At 66.7% G+C, this 21,122-nt stretch carries 17 protein-coding genes; 8 read left to right on the top strand and 9 right to left on the bottom strand.

Going from position 1 to position 21,122, the window contains the following annotated elements; genetic code table 11:
- Positions 1-8: 8 nt before the first annotated feature.
- From JMT67_RS14880 to flgK, 8 genes are all read right to left on the bottom strand, one after another.
- The gene (locus tag JMT67_RS14880; RefSeq protein ID WP_201463901.1) at positions 9-653 is read right to left on the bottom strand and encodes an ABC-type transport auxiliary lipoprotein family protein; all 645 of its coding nucleotides are present in this window, start codon (positions 651-653) and stop codon (positions 9-11) included.
- Complete coding sequence (locus JMT67_RS14875; RefSeq protein ID WP_191555408.1) at positions 650-1,588, bottom strand: MlaD family protein; 939 nt, start codon at positions 1,586-1,588, stop codon at positions 650-652. The genes JMT67_RS14880 and JMT67_RS14875 overlap by 4 nt, the downstream gene beginning before the upstream one ends.
- 12 nt (positions 1,589-1,600) lie before the next feature.
- The gene (locus JMT67_RS14870; protein ID WP_054765228.1) at positions 1,601-2,386 is read right to left on the bottom strand and encodes an ABC transporter ATP-binding protein; all 786 of its coding nucleotides are present in this window, start codon (positions 2,384-2,386) and stop codon (positions 1,601-1,603) included.
- The gene (locus JMT67_RS14865; protein WP_152949835.1) at positions 2,383-3,501 is read right to left on the bottom strand and encodes an MlaE family ABC transporter permease; all 1,119 of its coding nucleotides are present in this window, start codon (positions 3,499-3,501) and stop codon (positions 2,383-2,385) included. The genes JMT67_RS14870 and JMT67_RS14865 overlap by 4 nt, the downstream gene beginning before the upstream one ends.
- A 218-nt stretch (positions 3,502-3,719) precedes the next feature.
- A complete protein-coding gene (locus JMT67_RS14860; protein ID WP_201463900.1) occupies positions 3,720-5,213 on the bottom strand; it encodes a UdgX family uracil-DNA binding protein in 1,494 nt (497 codons plus the stop codon).
- Positions 5,213-6,451: a putative DNA modification/repair radical SAM protein gene (locus JMT67_RS14855; RefSeq protein ID WP_201463899.1), complete on the bottom strand. Its 1,239-nt coding sequence runs from the start codon at positions 6,449-6,451 to the stop codon at positions 5,213-5,215. Before JMT67_RS14855 ends, JMT67_RS14860 begins: the two co-directional genes overlap by 1 nt.
- A 66-nt stretch (positions 6,452-6,517) precedes the next feature.
- Complete coding sequence (locus tag JMT67_RS14850; protein ID WP_201463898.1) at positions 6,518-7,483, bottom strand: flagellin; 966 nt, start codon at positions 7,481-7,483, stop codon at positions 6,518-6,520.
- The gene (gene flgK / locus JMT67_RS14845; protein WP_201463897.1) at positions 7,480-9,594 is read right to left on the bottom strand and encodes a flagellar hook-associated protein FlgK; all 2,115 of its coding nucleotides are present in this window, start codon (positions 9,592-9,594) and stop codon (positions 7,480-7,482) included. Before flgK ends, JMT67_RS14850 begins: the two co-directional genes overlap by 4 nt.
- A gap of 418 nt (positions 9,595-10,012) precedes the next feature.
- On the opposite strand from flgK, the gene JMT67_RS16330 reads away from it, so the two are divergent.
- The 8 genes from JMT67_RS16330 to JMT67_RS14805 all read left to right on the top strand — a co-directional run bounded on the left by JMT67_RS16330 (position 10,013) and on the right by JMT67_RS14805 (position 20,738).
- Complete coding sequence (locus tag JMT67_RS16330; protein ID WP_233455906.1) at positions 10,013-12,034, top strand: flagellar hook-length control protein FliK; 2,022 nt, start codon at positions 10,013-10,015, stop codon at positions 12,032-12,034.
- Positions 12,035-12,037: 3 nt separating this feature from the next.
- The gene (locus JMT67_RS14835; protein WP_054765222.1) at positions 12,038-12,760 is read left to right on the top strand and encodes a flagellar hook assembly protein FlgD; all 723 of its coding nucleotides are present in this window, start codon (positions 12,038-12,040) and stop codon (positions 12,758-12,760) included.
- A gap of 46 nt (positions 12,761-12,806) precedes the next feature.
- Entirely contained in the window at positions 12,807-14,582 is a 1,776-nt protein-coding gene (flgE, locus tag JMT67_RS14830; protein ID WP_054765221.1) for a flagellar hook protein FlgE, read from the top strand.
- Positions 14,583-14,754: 172 nt separating this feature from the next.
- Positions 14,755-15,039: a CtrA inhibitor SciP gene (sciP, locus tag JMT67_RS14825; RefSeq protein WP_054765220.1), complete on the top strand. Its 285-nt coding sequence runs from the start codon at positions 14,755-14,757 to the stop codon at positions 15,037-15,039.
- Positions 15,040-15,131: 92 nt separating this feature from the next.
- Entirely contained in the window at positions 15,132-16,346 is a 1,215-nt protein-coding gene (gene mnmA, locus JMT67_RS14820) for a tRNA 2-thiouridine(34) synthase MnmA (protein ID WP_201463896.1), read from the top strand.
- A 152-nt stretch (positions 16,347-16,498) separates the two neighbouring features.
- A complete protein-coding gene (locus JMT67_RS14815; protein WP_182714942.1) occupies positions 16,499-18,817 on the top strand; it encodes a TonB-dependent receptor in 2,319 nt (772 codons plus the stop codon).
- A 164-nt stretch (positions 18,818-18,981) separates the two neighbouring features.
- Entirely contained in the window at positions 18,982-19,677 is a 696-nt protein-coding gene (locus tag JMT67_RS14810; RefSeq protein WP_201463895.1) for a response regulator, read from the top strand.
- Entirely contained in the window at positions 19,668-20,738 is a 1,071-nt protein-coding gene (locus JMT67_RS14805) for an ATP-binding protein (RefSeq protein ID WP_201463894.1), read from the top strand. The genes JMT67_RS14810 and JMT67_RS14805 overlap by 10 nt, the downstream gene beginning before the upstream one ends.
- On the opposite strand, the gene JMT67_RS14800 is transcribed toward JMT67_RS14805, so the two are convergent.
- Positions 20,735-21,085, bottom strand: coding sequence for a VOC family protein (locus JMT67_RS14800; protein WP_054765214.1), 351 nt, complete (start codon positions 21,083-21,085; stop codon positions 20,735-20,737). The two genes, JMT67_RS14805 and JMT67_RS14800, sit on opposite strands and share 4 nt — an antisense overlap.
- Between the last annotated feature and the right edge of the window lie 37 nt (positions 21,086-21,122).

Genomic DNA, 21,122 nt, shown 5'->3' with positions numbered 1-21,122 from the left:
AACCGCCCTCAGCGCGCCGAGCGGATGGTCCAGTCGGCGATCTGGGTGTTGATGTCGCGCGTCGCCGTATCGAAGGCGGCGACGATGGCCGAGACCCGGTTCTCGCTCGCCGGCTGGGTCACGGTGAAGACCCGTTCGACCGAACGTCCCTCTTCCGGCCGGATGGCGCCCTCGTCCCGGCGCTCGGGCGTCGAGCGAAGCTGGGCCCGGGCCGTGATCACCACATCCGGCGTCGCGCCCGGCGCGGCGTAACGCGCCTCGAAGGTGGTGACCGTCACCTGCAGGACCAGCGGCGGCGTGCCCGGCTCGCGGCGGCCCAGCACCCGGATCTGATCCGCCCGATTGGCGAAGGCGGCCTTCAGACTGTCGTCGAACAGGGTCGCAGCCGGCGACACCCAGCGCGCCCCGCCGACATAGGCGGTCTCGGTGCCCGTCACGCCGAGGATGCGGTCGTCGCTGCTGGCCTCCGGGAACTCAATGCGCCGGATCGACACCGACAGGGGCGCCGGCGTGTCGCCCTCCGCGGACGGCGCATCCATGGGCAGACCGAACCGATACAGTTGCACCGGGTCCGGCGTGGACAGCAGCGAACAGCCGCTCAGAGAGACCACGACGCCGGCGACGGCGCCCAGTTGGACCAGGGAACGGATCACGGCTGCACCTCCAGCTCTTTCGATTGCGGTTTGCCGATGAAGTCGCGCGGGCTGGCGCGGACGTCGTCGATCAGGGCCTGCAGCGAGCGCGTCGCCTCCTGCAGCTCCTCGATGGTTCCGCTCAGTTGCGGCAGGCTGGAGGTGGCGAAGTCGCCCAGCGGCCGCTCCAGTCCGGTTATCGAGCGATTGGCCGAGGCGATGGCGACCCGCGCCTCCGCCGTGGCCTGGTTGATGTTGGCGATGGCCTCGCGGCCGTCGGTATTGACCACGGCCCGCATGTCGGCGGCCAACCCCTGGTATTCCAGAATGGTGGCGTTGGCGTTCTTCACCGCCTCTTCCAGCTCGGCGAAGATGGCCTTGCGCGCCTCAAGCTCGGTCGTCAGGGCTTCGACGTTCTTCACGCTGGTCGAGAAGCTGCGGATATTGTCGTCGGACATGACCCGGTTGATCCGGTTCAGCGCGTCCACCGTCTGGGCCAGGACCGTGCCGGACCCGCTCAGCAGCTCGGCGATCGGCGACGGCTGGCTTTGCAGCACCGGCACCACATTGTCCGGATACTGGTCCTTCAGCAGGGCGCTGTTGGGCGAGCCGGCGGTGATCTGGATATAGTTCAGGCCGGTGATCCCCTGCGGCTCAAGCTGGGCGCGCGAGGTCACGCGCACCGGGGTGGAGGCGTCCACCCGAACCCGGGCGATGACCTGGTCGCCGCGCTTGGTGTCGATGTTCAGGTCGGTCACCTCGCCCACGCGGATCCCGTTGAAATGCACCTCGCCCCCTTCCGACAGGCCGTTGACCGGCCCGTAGAAGACGATGTCGTACAGGTCATAGTCGCTGTTGAACTGCAGCCGGGCCAGCCAGATGGTGAACACCGCCAGGGCCGCCAGCAGGGCGACGGTGGCGATGCCGACGGCGGCGTAGTGTGCGTCTCTTTCCATACCTCGCTCTCCTCAAGCCGCCTTGACGGCCGCGCGACCGCGCGGCCCCAGGAAGTATTCCTTGATCCACGGATGATCGGAGCCTTCCAGCTCTTTCACCGTGGCCTTTTCGACGACCCGCTTGTCGGCCAGCACCGCCACCTTGTCGCAGATGGCGTACAGGCTATCGAGGTCGTGCGTGATCATGAAGACGGACAGGCCCAGGTCGTCGGACAGCTGACGGATCAGCTCGTCGAAGGCCGCCGCTCCGATCGGGTCCAGCCCGGCCGTGGGCTCGTCCAGAAACACCAGTTCGGGGTCCAGGGCCAGGGCTCGCGCCAGACCGGCCCGCTTCTTCATCCCGCCCGACAGTTCGGCGGGCTTCAGATGATGGTGTTCGGGTTTCAAACCCACCATGGCGATCTTCAGCTCGGCCAGCTCATAGATGACGGCCTTCGGCAGTTTGGTGTGTTCGACCAGGGGCGACGCCACATTCTCCAGCACGCTCAGCGACGAAAACAGCGCGCCCTGCTGGAACAGGATGCCGGTCCTGCGCTCGATGTCGGCCGCCTCATCGCTGGTCAGGGTGGCGCGGTCATAGCCCAGCACCTTGACCGAACCGCCCTCGGGCTCCTTCAGGCCGATGATGGTGTTCAGCAGCACTGTCTTGCCCGCCCCGGACCCGCCGACCACGCCCAGCACCTCGCCGCGTTCCAGATCGAGGTCCAGATTCTCATGGATGGTGCGTTCGCCGAATTGGCTCAGCAGACCGCGCACCTCGATCAGGGTCTCGGTCTTGGCTTGGGGAGCGTCGGTCATATGTCCAGCTCCAGGAAGATCAGGGCGAAGACCGCGTCCAGCAGGATGATGGCGAAAATCGCCTGCACCACCGCCGCCGTCACCCGCCGCCCCAGGCTTTCGACATCGCCCGCCACCGACATGCCCTGGCGGCAGCCGATGGCCGCGATCACCAGGGCGAAGACCGGCGCCTTCACCAGACCGACCATCATGTGCTGGGCCATGCTGCCGTCCTCGACCAGACGCTGGAAGAAGAAGGCCGGCCCAAGGTTCAGCGAACTCCAGCAGACGATCAGCCCGCCGATCAGGCCGCCGATCATGCCCGTAAAGGTCAGCAGCGGCAGCATCAGCACCAGGGCCGCCAAGCGCGGCACCACCAGGGCCTGGAACGGATTGACGCCCATCACCTGCATGGCGTCGACCTCCTGGTTCATCCGCATCGAGCCGATCTCGGCCGCAAAGGCGGACGCCGACCGCCCGGCCAGCAGGACCGAGGCGATCACCACGGCGAACTCGCGGAACATGGCCACGCCGATCAGCTGCACCGCGAACACCTGCGCCCCGAAGTCGGTCAGCAGATCGACGCCGATGAAAGCCACCACCGCGCCGATGAAGAAGTTCGTCACCATCACGATCGGAATGGCGTCCAGCCCGGCCCGCTCGCCCTGGCTGACCCAGGCGGGCCAGCGGATGCCGCCCGGATGTTTGGCGGCCTCGACCACCGCCGCCATCAACCGACCGAGGAAGGCCAAGGACAACATGGCCTCCTGACCGAAGTCGTCAACGCCCCGCCCGATCTTGGCGAAGCTGCGGGTGAAGGCGTTGGGTCTCTGCGGCGGCGGCTGGCTCTTGCGCTCCAGCGCCTCGATCATCGTGTAGATGCGCCCGGCCTCGGGTCGGTCCGCCCAGGCCGATTTCGGCACGCCGTGCTGCGAAGCCTTCACCAGGGCCAGGGCGCCGGCCGTATCGAACCGACCCAGGTCGCGGGTGTCCAGGCTCTCGATCTTCCGCCCGTTCAGATCCTTGTCCAGTCGCTGCGGCAGCCGCCCCAGGGCCGTCGTCGTCCAGTCGCCGACGAGACGAAGCTTCGCCGCGCCGCCGCCCGCATCCGTGATTTCGTAATCGGTCTGGCTCATCGCGCCCCGGCAGTCAGAAAGGCCTTCGAACGCTCCCAAGCCGCGCAAGGAACAGCCGAAATACCGCCTCGGCTAATGGTGAAGCCTTGGACCTTAGTCAACGTGCGATGACATTGGCGCCGTGCTTTCCCCGTGCACTGTGTCGAACCTGCGCGCCTCATCACCCCTCCAGCCGCCACGCTGGCGGCGTGTTAAAACGCCGCCGACCCGGTTTGGTTCTAGGACCGGCTTATAAGCCCACGCGCGGCGATCAGATCATCGACAAATCCGCGACGCGCCTCCGCCCGCGAATCCGCATTCGGCAGGCGAAGCAGATAAGAGGGGTGAACGGTGACCATCCCGACCGAGCCGTCGTCCAGAGGCAGGGCCCGCCCCCGCTCCTTCGTCACGGCCGGCTTGCGACCCAGAACCGCCAGTCCCGCCGTCGCCCCCAGGGCCAGGACCAGCCTGGGGCGGATCAGGCGACGCTCGGCGTCCAGCCACCAGCGGCAGGCCTGGACCTCGCCCGCGTTCGGGGTCTTGTGCAGCCTTCGCTTCCCGCGCGGCTCATGCTTGAAGTGTTTGACCGCATTGGTGACATAGACATCGGCGCGTTCGATCCCCGCCTCTTCCAGGGCGGCGTCCAGCACCCCGCCGGCGGGGCCGACGAAGGGCTGGCCGGCCAGATCCTCCTGATCCCCCGGCTGTTCGCCCACGATCATCAGACGCGCGCCGCTGGGCCCCTCGCCGCAGACCCCCTGGGTGGCGTCGCGATACAGGGGACAGCGGCGACAGGCCTGCACCCCGCGCTCGACCTCGCTCAGATCGTCGGGAACCGCATCCGCTGTGGGCCGCCCGGCGTGCAGATCCGGCGCGATGGCCCGGGAGAAACGGGCGTTGGGTTCGGGAGCGGGCTTGGCGACCATGACATCGGTGCGAACCGACGACGCCGCCACCAGTTCCGGGATCAGCGCCGCCTCGGGCAGGTTCTTCCAGTATCCCTTGGCCATTTCTCCCTTCATCGCCTTCACCTTCAGCCGGGCGGGATTGAAGGTCGAGGCGTAGTAGGTCTTCCAGAATTCCTCGATCTCGTCCTCGGCCGGGGCCATGTCGCGGGTGGCCGGCGGGCCGAAGGCCAGTTGCTCCCCGTCCCAAAACGCCGAGCCGTCGGGCGTCAGGATCGACCAGCGCATGGTCGGGAACCGGCGCTGGAAGAAGGGGGCGGTCTTCTCCAGCACCCGATGCGGCGGCTCGAACCAGGCGACCCAGGCTTCGCCCCGCGCATCCTCGACCTGCCGGAACCGGACGAAGGCCTTCATCTTGTGCGAGGCCCGGCTGACGGTCTTGGCCCGCTCCATCGCCTCGGCCACGTCCCGGTCGGAGATCATCTTCATCAGATCGGGCTCGTCCCGCAGGCGCCACAGCAGCCGGTACAACAGATCGAACCGGTCGGCGGAGCGGTGCAGGATCACCTCGCGCGCCAGGTCCACGAAGGCGGCGGGCGCCGAGAAGCCCTTCTCCTTCCGCTCGCCCCCCCCTTGAGGATGACGAGGCGTGGCAGGCGGGTGAGCGACCATAGGCGGCTCGTCGAACAACCCGCCCTGCCCGGACGCCTCAGCCCCCTCGACCACGAACCGCGCCGCCGCAGGCTCCACTCCGGCCAACCGCATCTCGCGCGCCGCCGTCCTCCAGGCGTCGAAATCCGTTTCCGACGCCAGCATCGCCGTCCGCATCAGAATAGGCTCAACTGTTGCGGCGCCCCCGTCGCCACCCGCGCCCTAAGGTCCGCCGCGTCGGTCAGGCCGCCGGGCGTCCAGTCCAGGGCGGTGATCCAGGGTCGGACCTTGTCCACTGATCGGGTCAGTCGCCCGACGTCCTCCAGCCTCAGCGTCCGATACCGGCGCACCGACACGATCCGGTCCACCGCCTTCACCCCCAGGCCCGGCACCCGCAGCAGCATCTCGCGCGGCGCCCGGTTCACATCGACGGGGAACTGCTCACGCCGGTTTAACGCCCAGGCCAGCTTGGGATCGACCGCCAGGTCCAGCATCCCGCCGGCGGTCCCCTCCCCGATCTCGGGGGCGGAAAAGCCGTAGAAGCGCATCAGCCAGTCCGCCTGGTACAGCCGGTGCTCGCGCATCAGCGGCGGCTTCGACAGCGGCAGGACCGAGCTGGCGTCGGGGATCGGGCTGAAGGCCGAATAATAGACCCGCCTCAACCCATAGCCGCCGTACAGCGAGGCGCTCCGGTCCAGGATCTCGGTGTCCGGCGCCCCGTCCGCGCCCACGATCAGCTGGGTGCTCTGGCCGCCCGGCGCGAACCTGGGCGGCTTGATCTTGTCGCGCTTGCCCGGCTTGGCCGCCTCGACGCCCAGCCGCACCTGCCCCATCGCCTTCTTGATGACCGCCACGTCCTTCTGGGGCGCCAGCCGCGCCAGGGCCTCGTCGCGCGGCAGTTCGATATTGGCCGACAGTCGGTCGGCGTACAGCCCCGCCATCTCCACCAGCTTCGCATCGGCCTCAGGGATCAGCTTCAGGTGGATATAGCCGCGGAAGTCGTGGACCTCTCTCAAGGTCTTAGCCGCCAGGACCAGCTGTTCCATCGTATAGTCGCTGTTGCGAATGACCCCCGACGACAGGAACAGCCCTTCGATATAGTTCCGGCGATAGAAGTTCAGCGTCAGGTCCACCACCTCGTCCACGCTGAACCGCGCCCGCTCCACATTCGACGACGCCCGGTTGATGCAATAGGCGCAGTCGTAGATGCAGAAATTGGTCAGCAGTATCTTCAGCAGGCTGACGCAGCGCCCGTCCGGCGTATAGGCGTGGCAGATTCCCATGCCCTCGGTCGACCCTATCCCCCTGCCGCCGACCGAATCCCGCTTCGACGTCCCCGACGACGAGCAGGAGGCGTCGTACTTGGCCGCATCTGCAAGGATCGACAGCTTCTTTCGGAGATCGAGACGCGCCATATGTTCATGATACGTTCCGATCTACGACGCCGTCCAGCGTGGCTTTAAATCTATTTGGAGGAAGGCTTAACGGAGCAGGTCAAGCAGGGAGGTGCTGCGCAGCGTGTTGATCACCTGGGCCGACGCCTGTATCGCGACCTGCGCCATCTGCAGATCAGTGACCGCCTGGGCCGGATCATAGCCCGTCTTGTCATGCATCAGCTTTTCCAGGGCGATCTTCTGCGACTCATGGGCGTCCAGCGCGGACTTGACCTGGTTCTGAACCAGTCCGTTCTTCGCGGTCTGGTTGGTGACTTCCGTATTGGCGGCGTCCAGAGCCTTCAGCGTCGCCTTCAAAAAGGCCTCTACCTCAGCGGTCGGCTTGCCGGTGATCGAACCGGGCGCGGCGGGGGTATAGGTCACGCCGTCTATGACGACAGCATTGCCGTTCTGGTAGGATTGGATGGTGCGAAACACGTCCGTCAGACCGCCGCCCAGCTCGCTGGCCACAAAGCCCGTCTCGACCAAGGTGTTCTCGTCGATGCGCGACTTCTGTTTCAGGGTGTCATTGGCGAAGGTCGAGGCCGTGGAGGGAGCGGCGGCCAGATCGGCCATGGTGGAGGCGGTCGCTGGAGCGTCGTCGCTGTTGCCGCCGCCGAACAGATAGCTGCCCTGATGCTGAGCGTTCAGCCCGCCTTGGATGGTCTGATAGTGCAGTTGCAGCTCGGTCATCAGATTGGTCACGCCGCCGGCCGCCAGGGAGTTGGCGATGGCTTCGCGCGCGCCGGTGCCGCCTTCGTAGATCCGCCCCATGGCCAGGTCCTGCGCGTCCAGCCGCGCCGCCGCGCTCTGGCCTGCGCCGATGAAGCCCTCCAGCCGTTCCTGGGTCGCGGTCAGGGTCGTCAACTGCTCGGCGCTGCGGCCGTAGCCCGCCATGTCGGTGGCGATCTTTTCGCTGGCGATCCGCTCCTGGGCCTGCTGGGCCCGGCTCTGGGCGCTCATCAGGTTCAACAGGGCCGACTGATAGCCCGCATGAGTGGCGACACGTGTCATCTCAGGATCCCGATCAAGGTGTCGTACATGTCCTTGCTCGCCTGGATCAGGCGGGCGGAGGCGTTATAGGCCTGCTGGAAGGTGGTCATATTGACCAGTTCCTCGTCCATGTTCACGGCCTCGGCGGAGGATCTGCGGCTTTCGGCCTCCTTCGCCAGGGCCTCGGCCGTCTCGCTGCGGGTCTTGGCCGCAGACGCCTTGGCGCCGATGTCGCCGGCGAAATCGGCGGCATAGGCCGAAACCGTCTTGGTCGCGGCGCCCATACCGCCGGCGGCGGCGAAGTTGACGTTCTTCTTGCCGGCGTCGGCCAGCGCCAGGCCGCCGCGCCCGTCGTTCTTGCTCAGCGCAGCCGTGCCCGCCGCCGCTGACAGATTGAACTGGGACAGGGCCAGTTTGCCCGGATCCTGCTGAATGTCGCTGCGCACTGAATATGCGCCGGCGCGGGTCGCCCCGGTCCCGCCCAGGCCGAACAGCTGCGACATCGACAGGCCCGACGGCGCCTGGGTGGTGGCGTCCTTGACGATGCTCATCGTCGTGCCGCCGTCATAGGCCCTGAAGCTGAGCGCGCCGGCGGCGTCCAGGCTGAAAGCGCCGTAGCGTCCCATGCCGGTGACCGGATCGTTCAGGGCGGTCAGCAGCTCACCCATCGTGCCCGTCCCGGCGGGCACAGCCACGGTGACGTCGCGCAGACGCGATCCCGTCTCGCTGCCGATGCGGAAGGTCAGGCTCTCGCCGGGGTCGAAGCCGTGTTGCGAGGCCAGGGTCAGACCCGTTTCATAGAAGGTGGGCGTGGTCGTGCTGACCAGATCGTTCAGACCGAACCAGTGGGAAAAGCCGCGCCCGCCCTTTGCGCTCGGCGTCGTCGCGTCGTCGGCGACGGCCACTCCGTTCCCGCCCTGCCCTTCCAGCCTCAGACGGCCGTCCGAGAAGGTGGCGGTGGCCGTTCCGCCCAGCTGAACGTTCAAGGTCGCCAGGAAGGTGGTCGGATCAGCCGCGACGCCGTTGATGGTCATGGTGGCGCCGGAGAAGACGATCGTCGCCGACCCCTGCACCACCCCGGCGCTGTTCACGGCGGAGATGGTCGTGCGGCCGGTAAAACCCGTCAGTGCATTCTCAAGCGACTGTCCGGTATTGCGCCCGTTCAAACTGGCCGGCGCCGGCACGCTGCTGTGCGCATTGTGCGCGCGGTTCATCTCATCGGCCAGCTTCGCGGTCAGCTCGCCCAGCCGCGCCGCGGCCTTGGGCGCATCGTTGTCGCGCAGGTCGATCAGTCCGCGAATCTCACCCGACGACACCCCGTCCAGCAGCGGCCAGCGCGTGCCGTTGGGCTCGGTGATCATGATGTCGGCGAAGGCGGTCGTGGCGTCGACCGTGCCCGCCGCTTGATAGGATAGGGTGGCGTGACCATCGCCGACCAGGGTCATGCCCGTGCCCGTCCGCACCGTCACGCCGCCGTTCGGCCGCTGCTCGATCTTGACGTCCATATATTTGGACAGCTCGTTGATCAGCGTCTGTTGCGCGTTCTGAGCGCCGGTGACGTCCTGATTGATGATCGACCCGGCCGAGATCGTCTTGTTCAGCGTATCGATCTGTTCCAGTAGCGGATTCACCGTCTCGATCGCGCTTTGCAGCCGCCCGTCCGCCTCCTGCCGCGCCGACTGGATCTGGGCGGCGATGCCGGCGGCCTCATTGAACAGAGCTTGGGTCTTATAGACGGTGTCCTGACGCGCCGCCGAGGACGTGGCGCTTTCCGCCAGGGTGGCGTAGCTGGCGAACAGTTTGTCGATGTCGGCGAAGAAGCCGCCGTTGCCGCTGGGGTCGCCGAACTGGGTCTGGATCTGATCGTAAAGCTCGTAGCGAACGGTCTCGCGCGCCGCATCCGACTTGGCGGCCATGCCTGCGGCCTGAAGGAAGCGATCCGTCGCCAGCCGAACGCGCGCGGCGTCGACGCCAGCGCCGCGCCCCTGGGTTACCGCCGAAGTCTGATCGACGACTTTCCGCACATAGCCGGCGGTGTTGACGTTGGCGATGTTGTCCGACGTGACCCGCAGCTGGGCCTGAGCCGTCTGCAGGCCCGACGTCGCAATATTCATGATGGACGTCAGCGACATGGACGCATCCTCTTCGCCTCGGGCGACCCGGCGCCCGGCAGCCCCTGCCCCGTCGCGCGCAAATCTTGCCTGGCGACGCATTGTCGACGCCCAGGGAGAGCGTTGTTTTTAAACGACATAGCTGACAACACAGGCTTCATGGTGAAGATGCGGCGCAAGGGTCAGGCCAGACTGCGGCTGTGTCGGCGGCGTCGGCTGGCGCGCCGTAAGCTTGCAGCGCCCTTCCGGCGATCGGCGCCGGGCAAAAAGGGGCGAAAGCACGGCAAGAAAGGCCCAGGCGGATGAGCGACACGAGGAGGGCGAGCGAGATTTTCCCTTACAAAACAAGGAATGAGGAACTGGCCCGAGGCTTGCGACGGGCTAACGGAATCACCAGGCGCAGCAGGCGCCGCCCCATCTGAAAGCCGCCTGCGCCCTCATGCCGTCTGCATCCGCCCTGTTCGCCGCCCCGCTTCCGGTTTCGACCGGAGCGCCAGAGGCTGCGTCCGGCGCTGTGACCGACGAAACCGCTGGGCTGTTCTCTTCGAAATTGGGGGACGTGCTTCAGGCCGTGGGCAAGACCGAGGCGACGCCCGTCGAACCGGCCCACCGTGCGGCGACGCTTCTGTCCTTGGTGGTCGTCATGGCGGAAGAACAGGACGCGGCGCAGACCGCTGACCCTGTCGTCGAGACGGCGACCGCTCAGCCCGGCCCCGTGGTCGCCGAGGCATCAGGCGGTACGCCCGCGCCCGTCTTGCCTGAAGCCTCCGTCGAGCCCGCGTCCGACACGGAAGCGGCGCTCGCGGCTCCGCCGATTGCGCCGGTTGCGCCGGCGCCGATTGCCCCGCCGCCTGTGGTCCTTCAGCCCGGCGACACGGCCGAGATCAGCGTCGATCAAGCGACCGTCTCAGCCGAACCGGCGGCGTCCTTGGTCTCTTTCCCGTCGATCTCAAACAAAGAAGAGGCGGCTGCAATTGGCGACGTAAGCGGCGAGACCGCCGGCACGGCAGCCGGGCCAGAGGACGCGTCCACGCCAATGACGACCGCCCCGCAGTCGGCGACCCAGGCCGCGCCCGCTGCGCCGGTCCAATCGACGATCGCTCACGTCGCATTGAAGGCCGAGCCTGAAACAGCGCCGACTGCCGCGATGGAAACCGTCTCCGTCACGAAGACGCCTTCGTCCGATAAGCCCGAGACGTCGTCAGACGTCGCCGCGGCCCTGAAGGCGGCCGCCTCTATCGAACATGGCGCGACGATGAAGCCGACGCCGGACCTCGCCTCCAGCTCTTCCTCGCCCCCGCCCCTCGAGGCCAAGGTCGCAGAACAGCCTACGGTTAGGGGGGCCAAGGTCGCTCAAGAGGCCAAGCCTCAATCGCCCGCGACGCCCCCCGTCCAGAGCCTCGCTCCAGACCTTGGGGCGAAACCCGACATCGACCCGACCCGACTGGACGTCAAGGTCACGGTTCGTCCGGCGATCACGCCTGCGCCTGCAGTAGCGCCGGCGTCGCCCGCGGCTCCGATCGTCGCGTCCGTCCTGACGGCGGCCGATGCCTTTGAAGCGATCGCAGCGATCGAAACGGCGGCCGTCCCCGCCGAAGAGCAGACGGCGCAGACGTCCGTGAACGCCGCGACGCCTGCGACCGCCGAGGCGGCGTCCCAAGACAGCCTCGCCAAGGCCGGCTCCACGTCACCGCAGCCGACGCCGCAACCGGCGCCTCAGCGTCGTCCGGCGGCAGAGTCGTCTCCCACGCCGGCCTCGGCCGAGGCGCTCCCGTCCGGCTCGTTGTCTAACGCCGACACGGCTGCGGCCTCAGCCCAGGCGGCGCCGGCGGCGCCATCCTCGCCTTCGTCCTCGGCTCAGACCGCGGCTCCCGCCGCTGCGGCGTCGGCCGAGGCCGCCGTTCCGTCAGCTCCTCCCGCCCCCTCCGATGCGGCGACGCCGATCGAAGGGCACAAGACGGCCCACGCTGCGGAGACCCTCGCAGGATCGGGTCCGGCGCCGTCCGCCTCCGCCCTCTCGCACGCCACCATCGAAACCACGGCCCATCTGGCCGCCCAGATCGCGCGCAAGCTGGAAGGCCGCTCGACGCGGTTCGACATGGTTCTGACGCCCGAGGATCTGGGCCGCGTCGACGTCAGCCTTGAGATCGGCTCCGACGGCCAACTGGCGGCTCGACTGGCGTTCGACAATCCCGCCGCCGCCGCCGAACTGCGCGGCCGGGCCGATGAACTGCGTCGCCAGCTTCAGGACGCCGGTTTCCAACTGTCGAACGACTCCCTCGACTTTACTCAGCGCGATTCCTCGTCCGGCGGCGGCTTTGAGCGTCAGCACCAGCAACGCCAGGCCCTATTCACCGGCGCCGCCCGGCTGACCGCCGAGACCGATCTCCCCGTCTCGCCGCCTCCGGGCGCCTGGACCAACCATTCCCAGACGCGCGACCGCGTCGATGTGAGGGTCTGACACATGGCCACCGCGATTTCTTCCGTCGACGCCCAAGGCCGCCTGAACAGCGGCAAGGCGATGATGGCCTCGAACTTCGAGACCTTTCTGACCCTGCTGACCACCCAGATGAAGAACCAGGACCCGCTGTCGCCGCTGGATTCCAATGAGTTCACGGCCCAGCTGACCCAGATGGCGGGCGTCGAGCAGCAACTGCTGACCAACGACCTGCTGAAAAGCCTGGTCGCCGCCCAGACGGGGGGCGGCCTGGACAACGCCGCCAACTATATTGGCAAACAGGTGACCGCCGCCTGGACCGCCACCACCCTGGACGAAGGCAAGGCGACTTGGAGCTACGAACTGGCCTCCAACGCCGAGAGCGCGAAGCTGCAGGTCGTCGACAGCGCCGGCAAGGTCGTCTGGGAAGGCGACGCCCCGAACAAGACGACGGGCCTGCACGACTTCGTCTGGGACGGCAAGACGACCCAGGGCGATCAGCTGGACGACGGCGGTGTCTACACCCTGAAGGTCAGCGCCACCAACGAGGCGGGCGCCGCCGTCGAAAGCCAGGCCCTGATCCGCGGTCGCGTCACCGGCGTCGAGATGTACGACGGCGCCCCCTATCTGGTGATCGGCGATTCCATCCTTCCGCTTTCGACCGTGATTTCGCTGAACGAGATCACGGATCGCGCAGACAATGACGATACGGAGAAGCCGGACGTCCCGACCGAGGAGGCGGCCGCATGATGCGCTCCGCCGCCTTCCCGATGACTTCCATTCAAGGAGCGTATTCATGAGCTTGAACAGCGCAATGCTGGCCGGCGTGTCCGGCCTGGCCGCCAACTCCGCCGCCCTGGCGGCGATTTCCCAGAACATCGCCAACGTCAACACCGTCGGCTACAAGCGATCGCAGGGCGAGTTCCAGACCCTGGTCAACAGCCAGACCCGGACCGGCGGCTCCTATTCCGCCGGCGGCGTGATGTCGGCGACCCGCTCCTTCGTGAGCCAGGAAGGCCAGCTTCAGCGCACGACCGAGAACACCGACCTGGCCGTCAGCGGTCAGGGCTTCTTCGTCACCACCACCCAGGCCGAGAACGTCGGCGCCACCGACACCCGCCTGTTCACCCGCGCCGGCGCCTTCCGGGTCGACAATCTGGGCTATCTGAAGAACAGCGCCGGCCTCTATCTTCAGGGTTGGCCGGTGGATTCGAACGGCGACATCTCGACCGATCCGTCCGACCTGTCGCGCCTGCGCTCGATCAACATCGGCCAGGTCGGCGGCACCGCCGAACCGACGACCCGGGTTCAGATCAACGCCAATCTGCGTTCGACCCAGACTGTTTCCTCCGCCGCCGCCGCCAATCGCTATAACGGCGTCGATGACGCCGCCACCCCGCCGGTCGAACATGATGTGGACGTCTCCTACGTCCGCACCGGCGCCAACACCTATCAGGTGACGATCAAGACGGGCATCACCAAGATCACCGGCACCGCGACCTACGCCGCCGGCGCCCTGACGGGCTTCACCCCCACTGCGGGAAGCAACGGTTCAGCCACCGCAACCGCGACGGCCCTCACCATCACCCCGACCAGCGGCACGCCGCCTGTCGCGGGCACGCCCTTCGCGATCAACTTCGCCGACATCGGCATGTCGACGGACGGCGTGGCCAAGACCAAGTACGACCCCTCGGCCAACTCCATGGCCATGTATAACGCCGAGGACGACAATCCGGTGGGCGTCAAGCCCGACTTCAAGATGAACATCCCGGTGTCGGATTCGAAAGGCGGCCAGCGCAACCTGGAAATCCGCTTCCTGAAGAGCGCCGAACCGAACCAATGGTATGCGGAAGTGGTGGCCGTGCCGGCCAGCGACGTCGTCACCGGCGCGCCCTACTCCCACGGTCAGATCAAGACCGGCCTTATCGCCTTCACCCCCTCAGGCCGCCTGGATATCGAGACCATGCAGGCTTGGCCCGCAGGCAAGGGGCTGTTCGACGATCCGGAACAGGCGAGCCTGAACTTCCTGGAATCCGATCCGAACAATACGATCGACCCCGCTGATCCGAGCGACAACGGCAAGGTCAAATGGGCCGACGGCCTGGGCATCGCGGCCCAGACCGTGACCCTGGACCTGAACACCTCCGCGGGCGGCCTAAGCCAGCTGAACACCGCCTCGGTGGTCCAATCGACGGTCACCAACGGCACGGCCTTCGGCAATCTGAGCGAGATCACCATCGACGAGGGCGGCTTCGTCACCGCCATCTTCGACAACGGCGTGATGCGTCGGATCGCCCAGGTCGCCATCGCCACCTTCCCCAGCCCCGACAGCCTGAAGGAGGTGTCCGGCAACGCCTATGCGGTCAGCCTTGAGAGCGGCACCTACAATCTGAAGGCCGCAGGCACCGGCGGCGCGGGCAAGGTCGCCGCCCAGCAGCTGGAGTCTTCCACGGTCGATCTGTCGGCGGAATTCACCGGCCTGATCACGACCCAGCGCGCCTATTCCGCCTCGTCCAAGATCATCACCACGGCCGACGAAATGCTCGCTGAACTGATCAACATCAAACGCTGATCGGCCAGTAAGTAACCGTTAGTTCTAATGAATCGTCGCTCAAGCAAGGTTTACAGAGTCCCTCTGGCGAGGTCGGATTTTATCCGTTCCTTCACCACGACGCTTAAACCGACCTTAGAGGGGCAGGCCTACAGTCATCTCACTACGGTGATGGTGAAAGAGGCATAAGCCCATGTTGCAAGAGCGACGCCTGAATAGCAAAGGCGAACAATACGTGGTCGGACCGACTGGCACGCCCCTGACCCTGAACGATCTGCCCCCGGCCAACACGGACCGGTGGGTGATCCGCCGCAAGGCCGAGGTCGTCGCCGCCGTTCGCGGCGGCCTGCTCAGCCTGGACGACGCCCTGGCGAAGTACCGCCTGACGGCGGAAGAATTCCTCGCCTGGCAGAAGGCCATCGACAAATGGGGCATGCAGGGCCTGCGCACGACGCGGATCCAGAGCTACCGCTCCTAAGGCTTCTCCCCGAAGACGAAGAGGGCCGTGTCCGGCGACGGATGCGGCCCTTTTCGTTTCCCAGCCTCGAAATCGCGCCGGTTCCGCACTAAATGGCGGCCATGACCCTGGTCGAAGATCTCTGCCCCGTTCCCGACATCCGCCGCACCGACATGGATGCGGCGGTCGAGAGCGCTCGGGCGGCGGTCGGCCTGCCGGTCGGAGCGCGCGTCGTCGCCGCCATGTCCGGCGGGGTCGATTCCACCGTCGTCGCCGCCCTGCTGCACAAGGCGGGCTATGACGTCGTCGGCGTGACCCTTCAACTCTACGACCACGGCGCGGCCCTGAAGAAGAAGGGCGCCTGCTGCGCGGGTCAGGACATCCACGACGCCCGTTTAGCCGCCGAGACCATAGGCATCCCCCACTATGTCCTGGACTATGAGAGCCGGTTCAAGGACGCGGTGATCGACCAATTCGCCGACTCCTATCTGAAGGGCCAGACCCCGGTTCCCTGCATCCGCTGCAATCAGACGGTCAAGTTCCGCGACCTGCTGGACGTCGCCCGCGACCTGGGCGCCGAGGCCATGGCCACGGGCCACTACGTCCGCCGCGCCGCCGTCGGCAATCGCTCGCAGATGAGGAAGGCGGTCGACCATTCGCGCGACCAGTCCTACTTTCTGTTCGCCACCACCCAGGGCCAGCTCGACTATCTGCGCTTTCCGCTGGCCGATCTGGAAAAGCCCCAGGTGCGCGGCGTCGCCGCCGAACTGGGGCTGAAGATCGCCGCCAAGCCGGACAGCCAGGACATCTGTTTCGTGCCCTCCGGCGACTACCGCACCCTGATCGACCGCCTGCGCCCGCAAGGGCGCGAGGCCGGCGAGATCGTGCACATGGACGGTCGGGTGCTGGGACGCCATGCCGGCATCACCGACTACACCATCGGCCAGCGCCGGGGCCTGAACGTCGCGGTGGGCGAGCCCCTGTTCGTCGTCAGGCTGGAGCCCGAAACCCGCCGCGTCGTCGTCGGCCCGCGCGAAGCCCTGCTGACCGCGTCTCTGACGCTGGAAGAGACCAACTGGCTGGGCGACGAGGCCACCCTCGTCGAGGCCGCTGCGTCCGCCCTCCCCGTCCTGGCCCGCGTCCGCTCGACCCGCCAGCCCTCCCCCGCCCGTCTGGCCCTGATCGACGGCGACGTCTGCGTGGTCTTCGACGAAGGCGAGGAAGGCGTCGCCCCCGGCCAGGCCTGCGCCCTTTACGATTCGACCGATCCCGACCGCGTCCTGGGCGGCGGCTTCATCCGCGACACGACCGCCGTGGCGACAGCCTAGACAATTGTGGAGAGCGGGTGGATGTTGAGTTGATTTTCGTCGAATATTGATTGAGACCCTATTCAACAATAATGCACGAGTGCGTTATATTTCTTTAAACTGATCATTGCAGTAATGCCCTAATCCCCAGCCTGACCAAGCAGGGGAAATAAATGCAACGTCAAAACAAACTTCGCCTCCAGCTTTTGCTGGGGACCGCACTTCTCGCCGCGCCCGTTTCCGCCTTCGCCGGCAGCGATCCCGTCGCCGTCGATCCGACGCCGACCGGCCTGGCCGACATCGTCGTCACCGCCACCAAGCGTGAAACCAATCTGCAAGACACGCCGATCTCCATCTCGGTCATGGGTTCGGAATCGCTGGAAAACCGCCACGTTCAGAGCCTGATGGATCTGGCCGACGGCGCTGTGCCCAGCCTTCGCGTCGCCACCTTTGAAGCGCGCCAATCGGCCCTAACCATCGGCATTCGCGGCATTGTGCCGAACGACGCCAACCAACCCGCCCGCGAACAGGGCGTCGGCGTCTATGTCGACGGCGTCTATCTGGCGCGTCAGCACGGCCTCGCTTCCGCCCTGCTCGACATCGAACGGGTGGAAGTCCTGAAGGGGCCGCAAGGCACCCTGTTCGGCCGCAACACCGAAGGCGGCGCCCTGTCGCTGGTGACCAAGAAGCCCACGGGCGAGTTCGGCATGCGCGCCGTCGCCGGCGTCGGCAACCTGGACTCCTACAACTCCGAACTGCACGTCGATTTTCCGGCCCTGGGCGACTTCGCCTTCAAGGTGGACGGCGTGATCGCGGTTCAGGGACCGGCCACCAAGAACATCCTGCCGGGCGAGACGGGCTTTGGCCAATACGACCGCCGCGGTCTGCGCTTCCAGACCCGCTGGACCCCGGCCGAAAACTTCACCGCCGATCTGGCGGCCGACATCGGCAAGGACAAGAACACCCCGTTCTACAGCCAGCTGCTGAACTTCAACCCGAACGGCCTGACGGTCGTGCCGTGGACCTCGGCCACCGTGCCGAGCGGCTCAATCCGCGCCCTGTCGCCCCTGGTGCAGGTCGAGGGTTCGGAGCGCATGACGCAGGCCGACATCGGCGTGCCTCAGCAGTGGAGCGTCGATGACACGCGCGGGACGGATCTGCATCTGTCCTATCGCCCCAGCGACGCGCTGGAGCTGCGTTCGATCACCGCCTATCGCGACCTGGACGTCGAGCAGTACGACAATATCGCCGGCGCCCACCGTCCGCCGGTGACCGGCCCGAATGGCAAGTTCTCGCGCTACTCCCTGGCCGGCTTCTGGCAGCACCAGTTCAGCCAGGAAGTCCAGGCGGTCGGTTCGCTGGGCGACAGCATCGACTATGTCGGCGGCGTCTTCTACTTCAAGGAAACCGTGTCGGACGATGCGGCCACGCCTTCGACGAACCAATGGAACGCCGACGGCACGGGCTACACCATCCTGGACCCCACCCCGACCATCCGCGGCTCCCGCTCGCTCGACCGCAAGTCGACGGCTCACGCCGAATCCAAGGCGGTCTATGGTCAGGCGACCTGGACCCCGGCCCAGCTGGACGCCCTGCACCTGACGGTCGGCGGCCGCTACACCTGGGATGACAAGGACGGCAAGCTGGAGATGGTGAACAACGCCCCGACCAATCTCAGCTTCAACACCTCGGTCGATCGGTTCGATCCGCTGGTCACCCTGGCCTATGACCTGACCGACAGCGTCAACGTCTACGGCAAATATTCGACCGGCTATCGGGCCGGCGGCGCCTCGTCGCGCTCGCTGACCTATCGCTCCTTCGATCCGGAAGAGGTGAAGGCCTATGAGCTGGGCCTGAAGAGCGACCTGTTCGACCGTCGGGTGCGGCTGAACGCGGCCGTCTATGCGATGGACCGCACCGACAGCCAGATCGACTTCAGCCTTGTCACCGTGATCGGCGCCTCGACCCGCAACACGCTGGAAACGATCAACGCCCCCGGCACCACCAAGATCCGGGGCCTGGAGTTGGAAGGCCAGTTCCGCGCCAACGACTATCTGACGCTGTCGGCCTCCTACGCCTATACGGACGCCAAGATCCCGGACACGGTGAACCCGTTCAACAATCAGGTGCAGAAGGTGTTCATCGCCTATACGCCTGAGAACGCCGCCAGCGTGGCCGCGGACTGGAACTCGCCCTTCATGGGCGCGACGCTGAAGGCTCACATCGACGCCAACTACGCCGACGCCAGCCACAGCTTCGACCAGTTCGAAATCAAGAACGACTCCTCGTTCCTGGTGAACGCCCGCATCGCGGTGGCCGACATCGCCACCCGTGAAGGCGGCCCCGATCTGGAAGTGGCCCTGTGGTCGCGCAACCTGCTGGACGAGACCTATGTCTACCGCCGCGACCCCTCGAACCGGGGCACGCTGGGCGACTACGGCAACTTCAACAACCCGCGCACCTTCGGCATCGAGCTGCGCGCCTCCTACTGACCGTCCTCCTCTCGGTCAGTTCGCCCCCTCCCGCCCAGCGCGGGAGGGGGTTTTCTTTGTCGAATTATCCAGATTTTGTGGAGAGCGGATGAAGTTTGTCCGAAGCCGCATGGTTCCGCTGGACGTGCCGGGCGCGCGGCGCGATGGCGGAGGACGGAGGTTTCATGAGCAGTCTTGTCTTGATCGCCGACGACGAAGGCGAAATCGTCGAAATTCTGGACGCCTATATGCGTCGCGAGGGCTTTCGAACCGCGACGGCCTCGGACGGGCAGCAGGCGCTTGATCTCCATGCCGCGCTCAAGCCGGACATGGTGTTGCTGGACGTGCGCATGCCCAATCGCGACGGCTGGGACGTCCTGGGCGAACTGCGCCGGCGCGGAGAGACGCCGGTCATCATGGTCACGGCCCTGGACCAGGATCTGGACAAGCTCCAGGCGCTCCGCATCGGCGCTGACGACTATATCGTCAAGCCGTTCAAACCCGTGGAGGTCGTCGCGCGCGTCCACGCCATTCTCCGCCGCACCGTCGGCGCGCCCGACGCCAAGGTGCTGCGGGTCGGACCGGTCGAGGTCCAGTTGGAGAACTATCTCGCCGCCGTGATCACGGCCGACGGACGTCGACGCCTGGACCTCACCCTGACCGAATTCAAAATGCTGGCCCATATGGCGCGGATTCCGTTGCGGGTCTTCACCCGCGCCGAAATCCTGGACGCCTGCTTCCCGAACCAGGACGTTCAGGAACGCACGATCGACAGCCATTTCAGCCATCTTCGACGCAAGCTGGAGGCCGCCGGCGCCGTCGGTCTGGTCGCCAATGTCCGGGGCGTCGGCTACCGGCTGGAGCCTGACGCTTGCCCCTGACCGACGGCATAGGGCGCAATGTGGCGGCTCGGATCGGCCTGGTCACCCTGACCGGCTTCATCCTCAGCGCGTTCTGCGCCTTCTTCGTCTATGCCTGGGTGTTTGAAAACCATCCCGGCGTGGTCGCCGCGCCGCATCACTGGAAGCCCCAGGCCGTCGACTATGCGGTCATCGTTGCAGCGGTCCTGACGGCGATCGGCCTGGCCGTCATGGCCGGCGCCCTGCTGGCTCGGCAGATCGTCCTTCCACTCGCGTCCCTGGCTATTACGGCCCAACGGATTTCAGAGGGCGACCTGACCGCTCGCGCCACCGTCGGCAAACGCGCCCTTCGCGAAACCGCCCAACTGGTCGAAGACTTCAACCGAATGGCGCAACGGCTTCAGGCGCACGCCGAGGAACGCATCGCCTGGAACGCCAAGATCGCCCACGAATTGCGCACCCCGGTCACCATTCTGAAGGGACGTCTGGAGGGCGTCGCCGACGGGGTGTTCCAGATCGACGATCACACCCTGACCAGTTTGAGGCGTCAGATCGAGGGCCTGGCGCGCATCGTCGAGGATCTGCGGGTGGTCAGCCTGGCCGAAAGCAACCACCTGGATCTCCAGCTTGAGGCGGTCGATCTGTCCCAAGAGATCGGCGCCCTGCGCGAAATCGTACAGCCCAGCCTGAGCGCCGCCGGTTTCGAAGCCCAGTGGCGCCTGGAGCCCGCCCTGGCCGTCTGCGATCCGACACGGCTTAGACAGGCCGCCCTGGCCCTGCTCGAAAACGCGCGGCGACACGCCGTTCCGGGTCCGCTGGTGATCCGCACGGCCACCTTCGGCGCCTTCGCCCGGATTTCGATCGAGGACAGCGGCCCCGGCATAGACGCCGATCGCGCCGCCCACATCTTTCACCCCTTCAAGCGCGACCCATCGGCCACGGGCTCGGGCCTGGGACTGGCGGTCGTCCGGGCGATCGCGGAGGCTCACGGCGGGCTCGCCCTTCACCGCAACACCGTCGCAGGCGGCTCCCTCTTCACCCTGGAGATTCCAAGTCAGCCCGCGCGCCGACCCGCGGTCTAGCCGGCGGCGAAGACCCGGATGCGGTTGCCGTCGGGATCGCTCGCGACGAAGGCCCGCCCCTGACGGGTGTCCATCGGCGGCAAGACGATCCGCGCGCCGCGATCCCACCAGTCCATATGCAGTTCATCCACCACGGACGGCGCCTTCATGCGCAGTTCCAGGGCGTCTCCCGGTCGAGACGCCGGCTGTGCCGAACGCCACAGGCTCAGCGTCCGCCGGGTCGACAGAATGAAGACGGCGCGATCCGGTCCCGCTTCCAGCGGCGTTCGCCGCAGCAGCCGGGCGTAGAAGCGCGCCGCGGCCTCCGGGTCGGCGACGCTCAGTGGAATGTCTTCGATCTCGGTCATGCGCCCTCCGGTTTTTGCGAGAACAAACCTAGACCGC

The organism is Brevundimonas aurantiaca (genome assembly GCF_904830995.1).
Lineage (GTDB): Bacteria > Pseudomonadota > Alphaproteobacteria > Caulobacterales > Caulobacteraceae > Brevundimonas > Brevundimonas aurantiaca.
The sequence above is the reverse complement of the archived record's forward strand: the minus strand, read 5'-3'. Positions and strand labels throughout refer to the sequence as shown.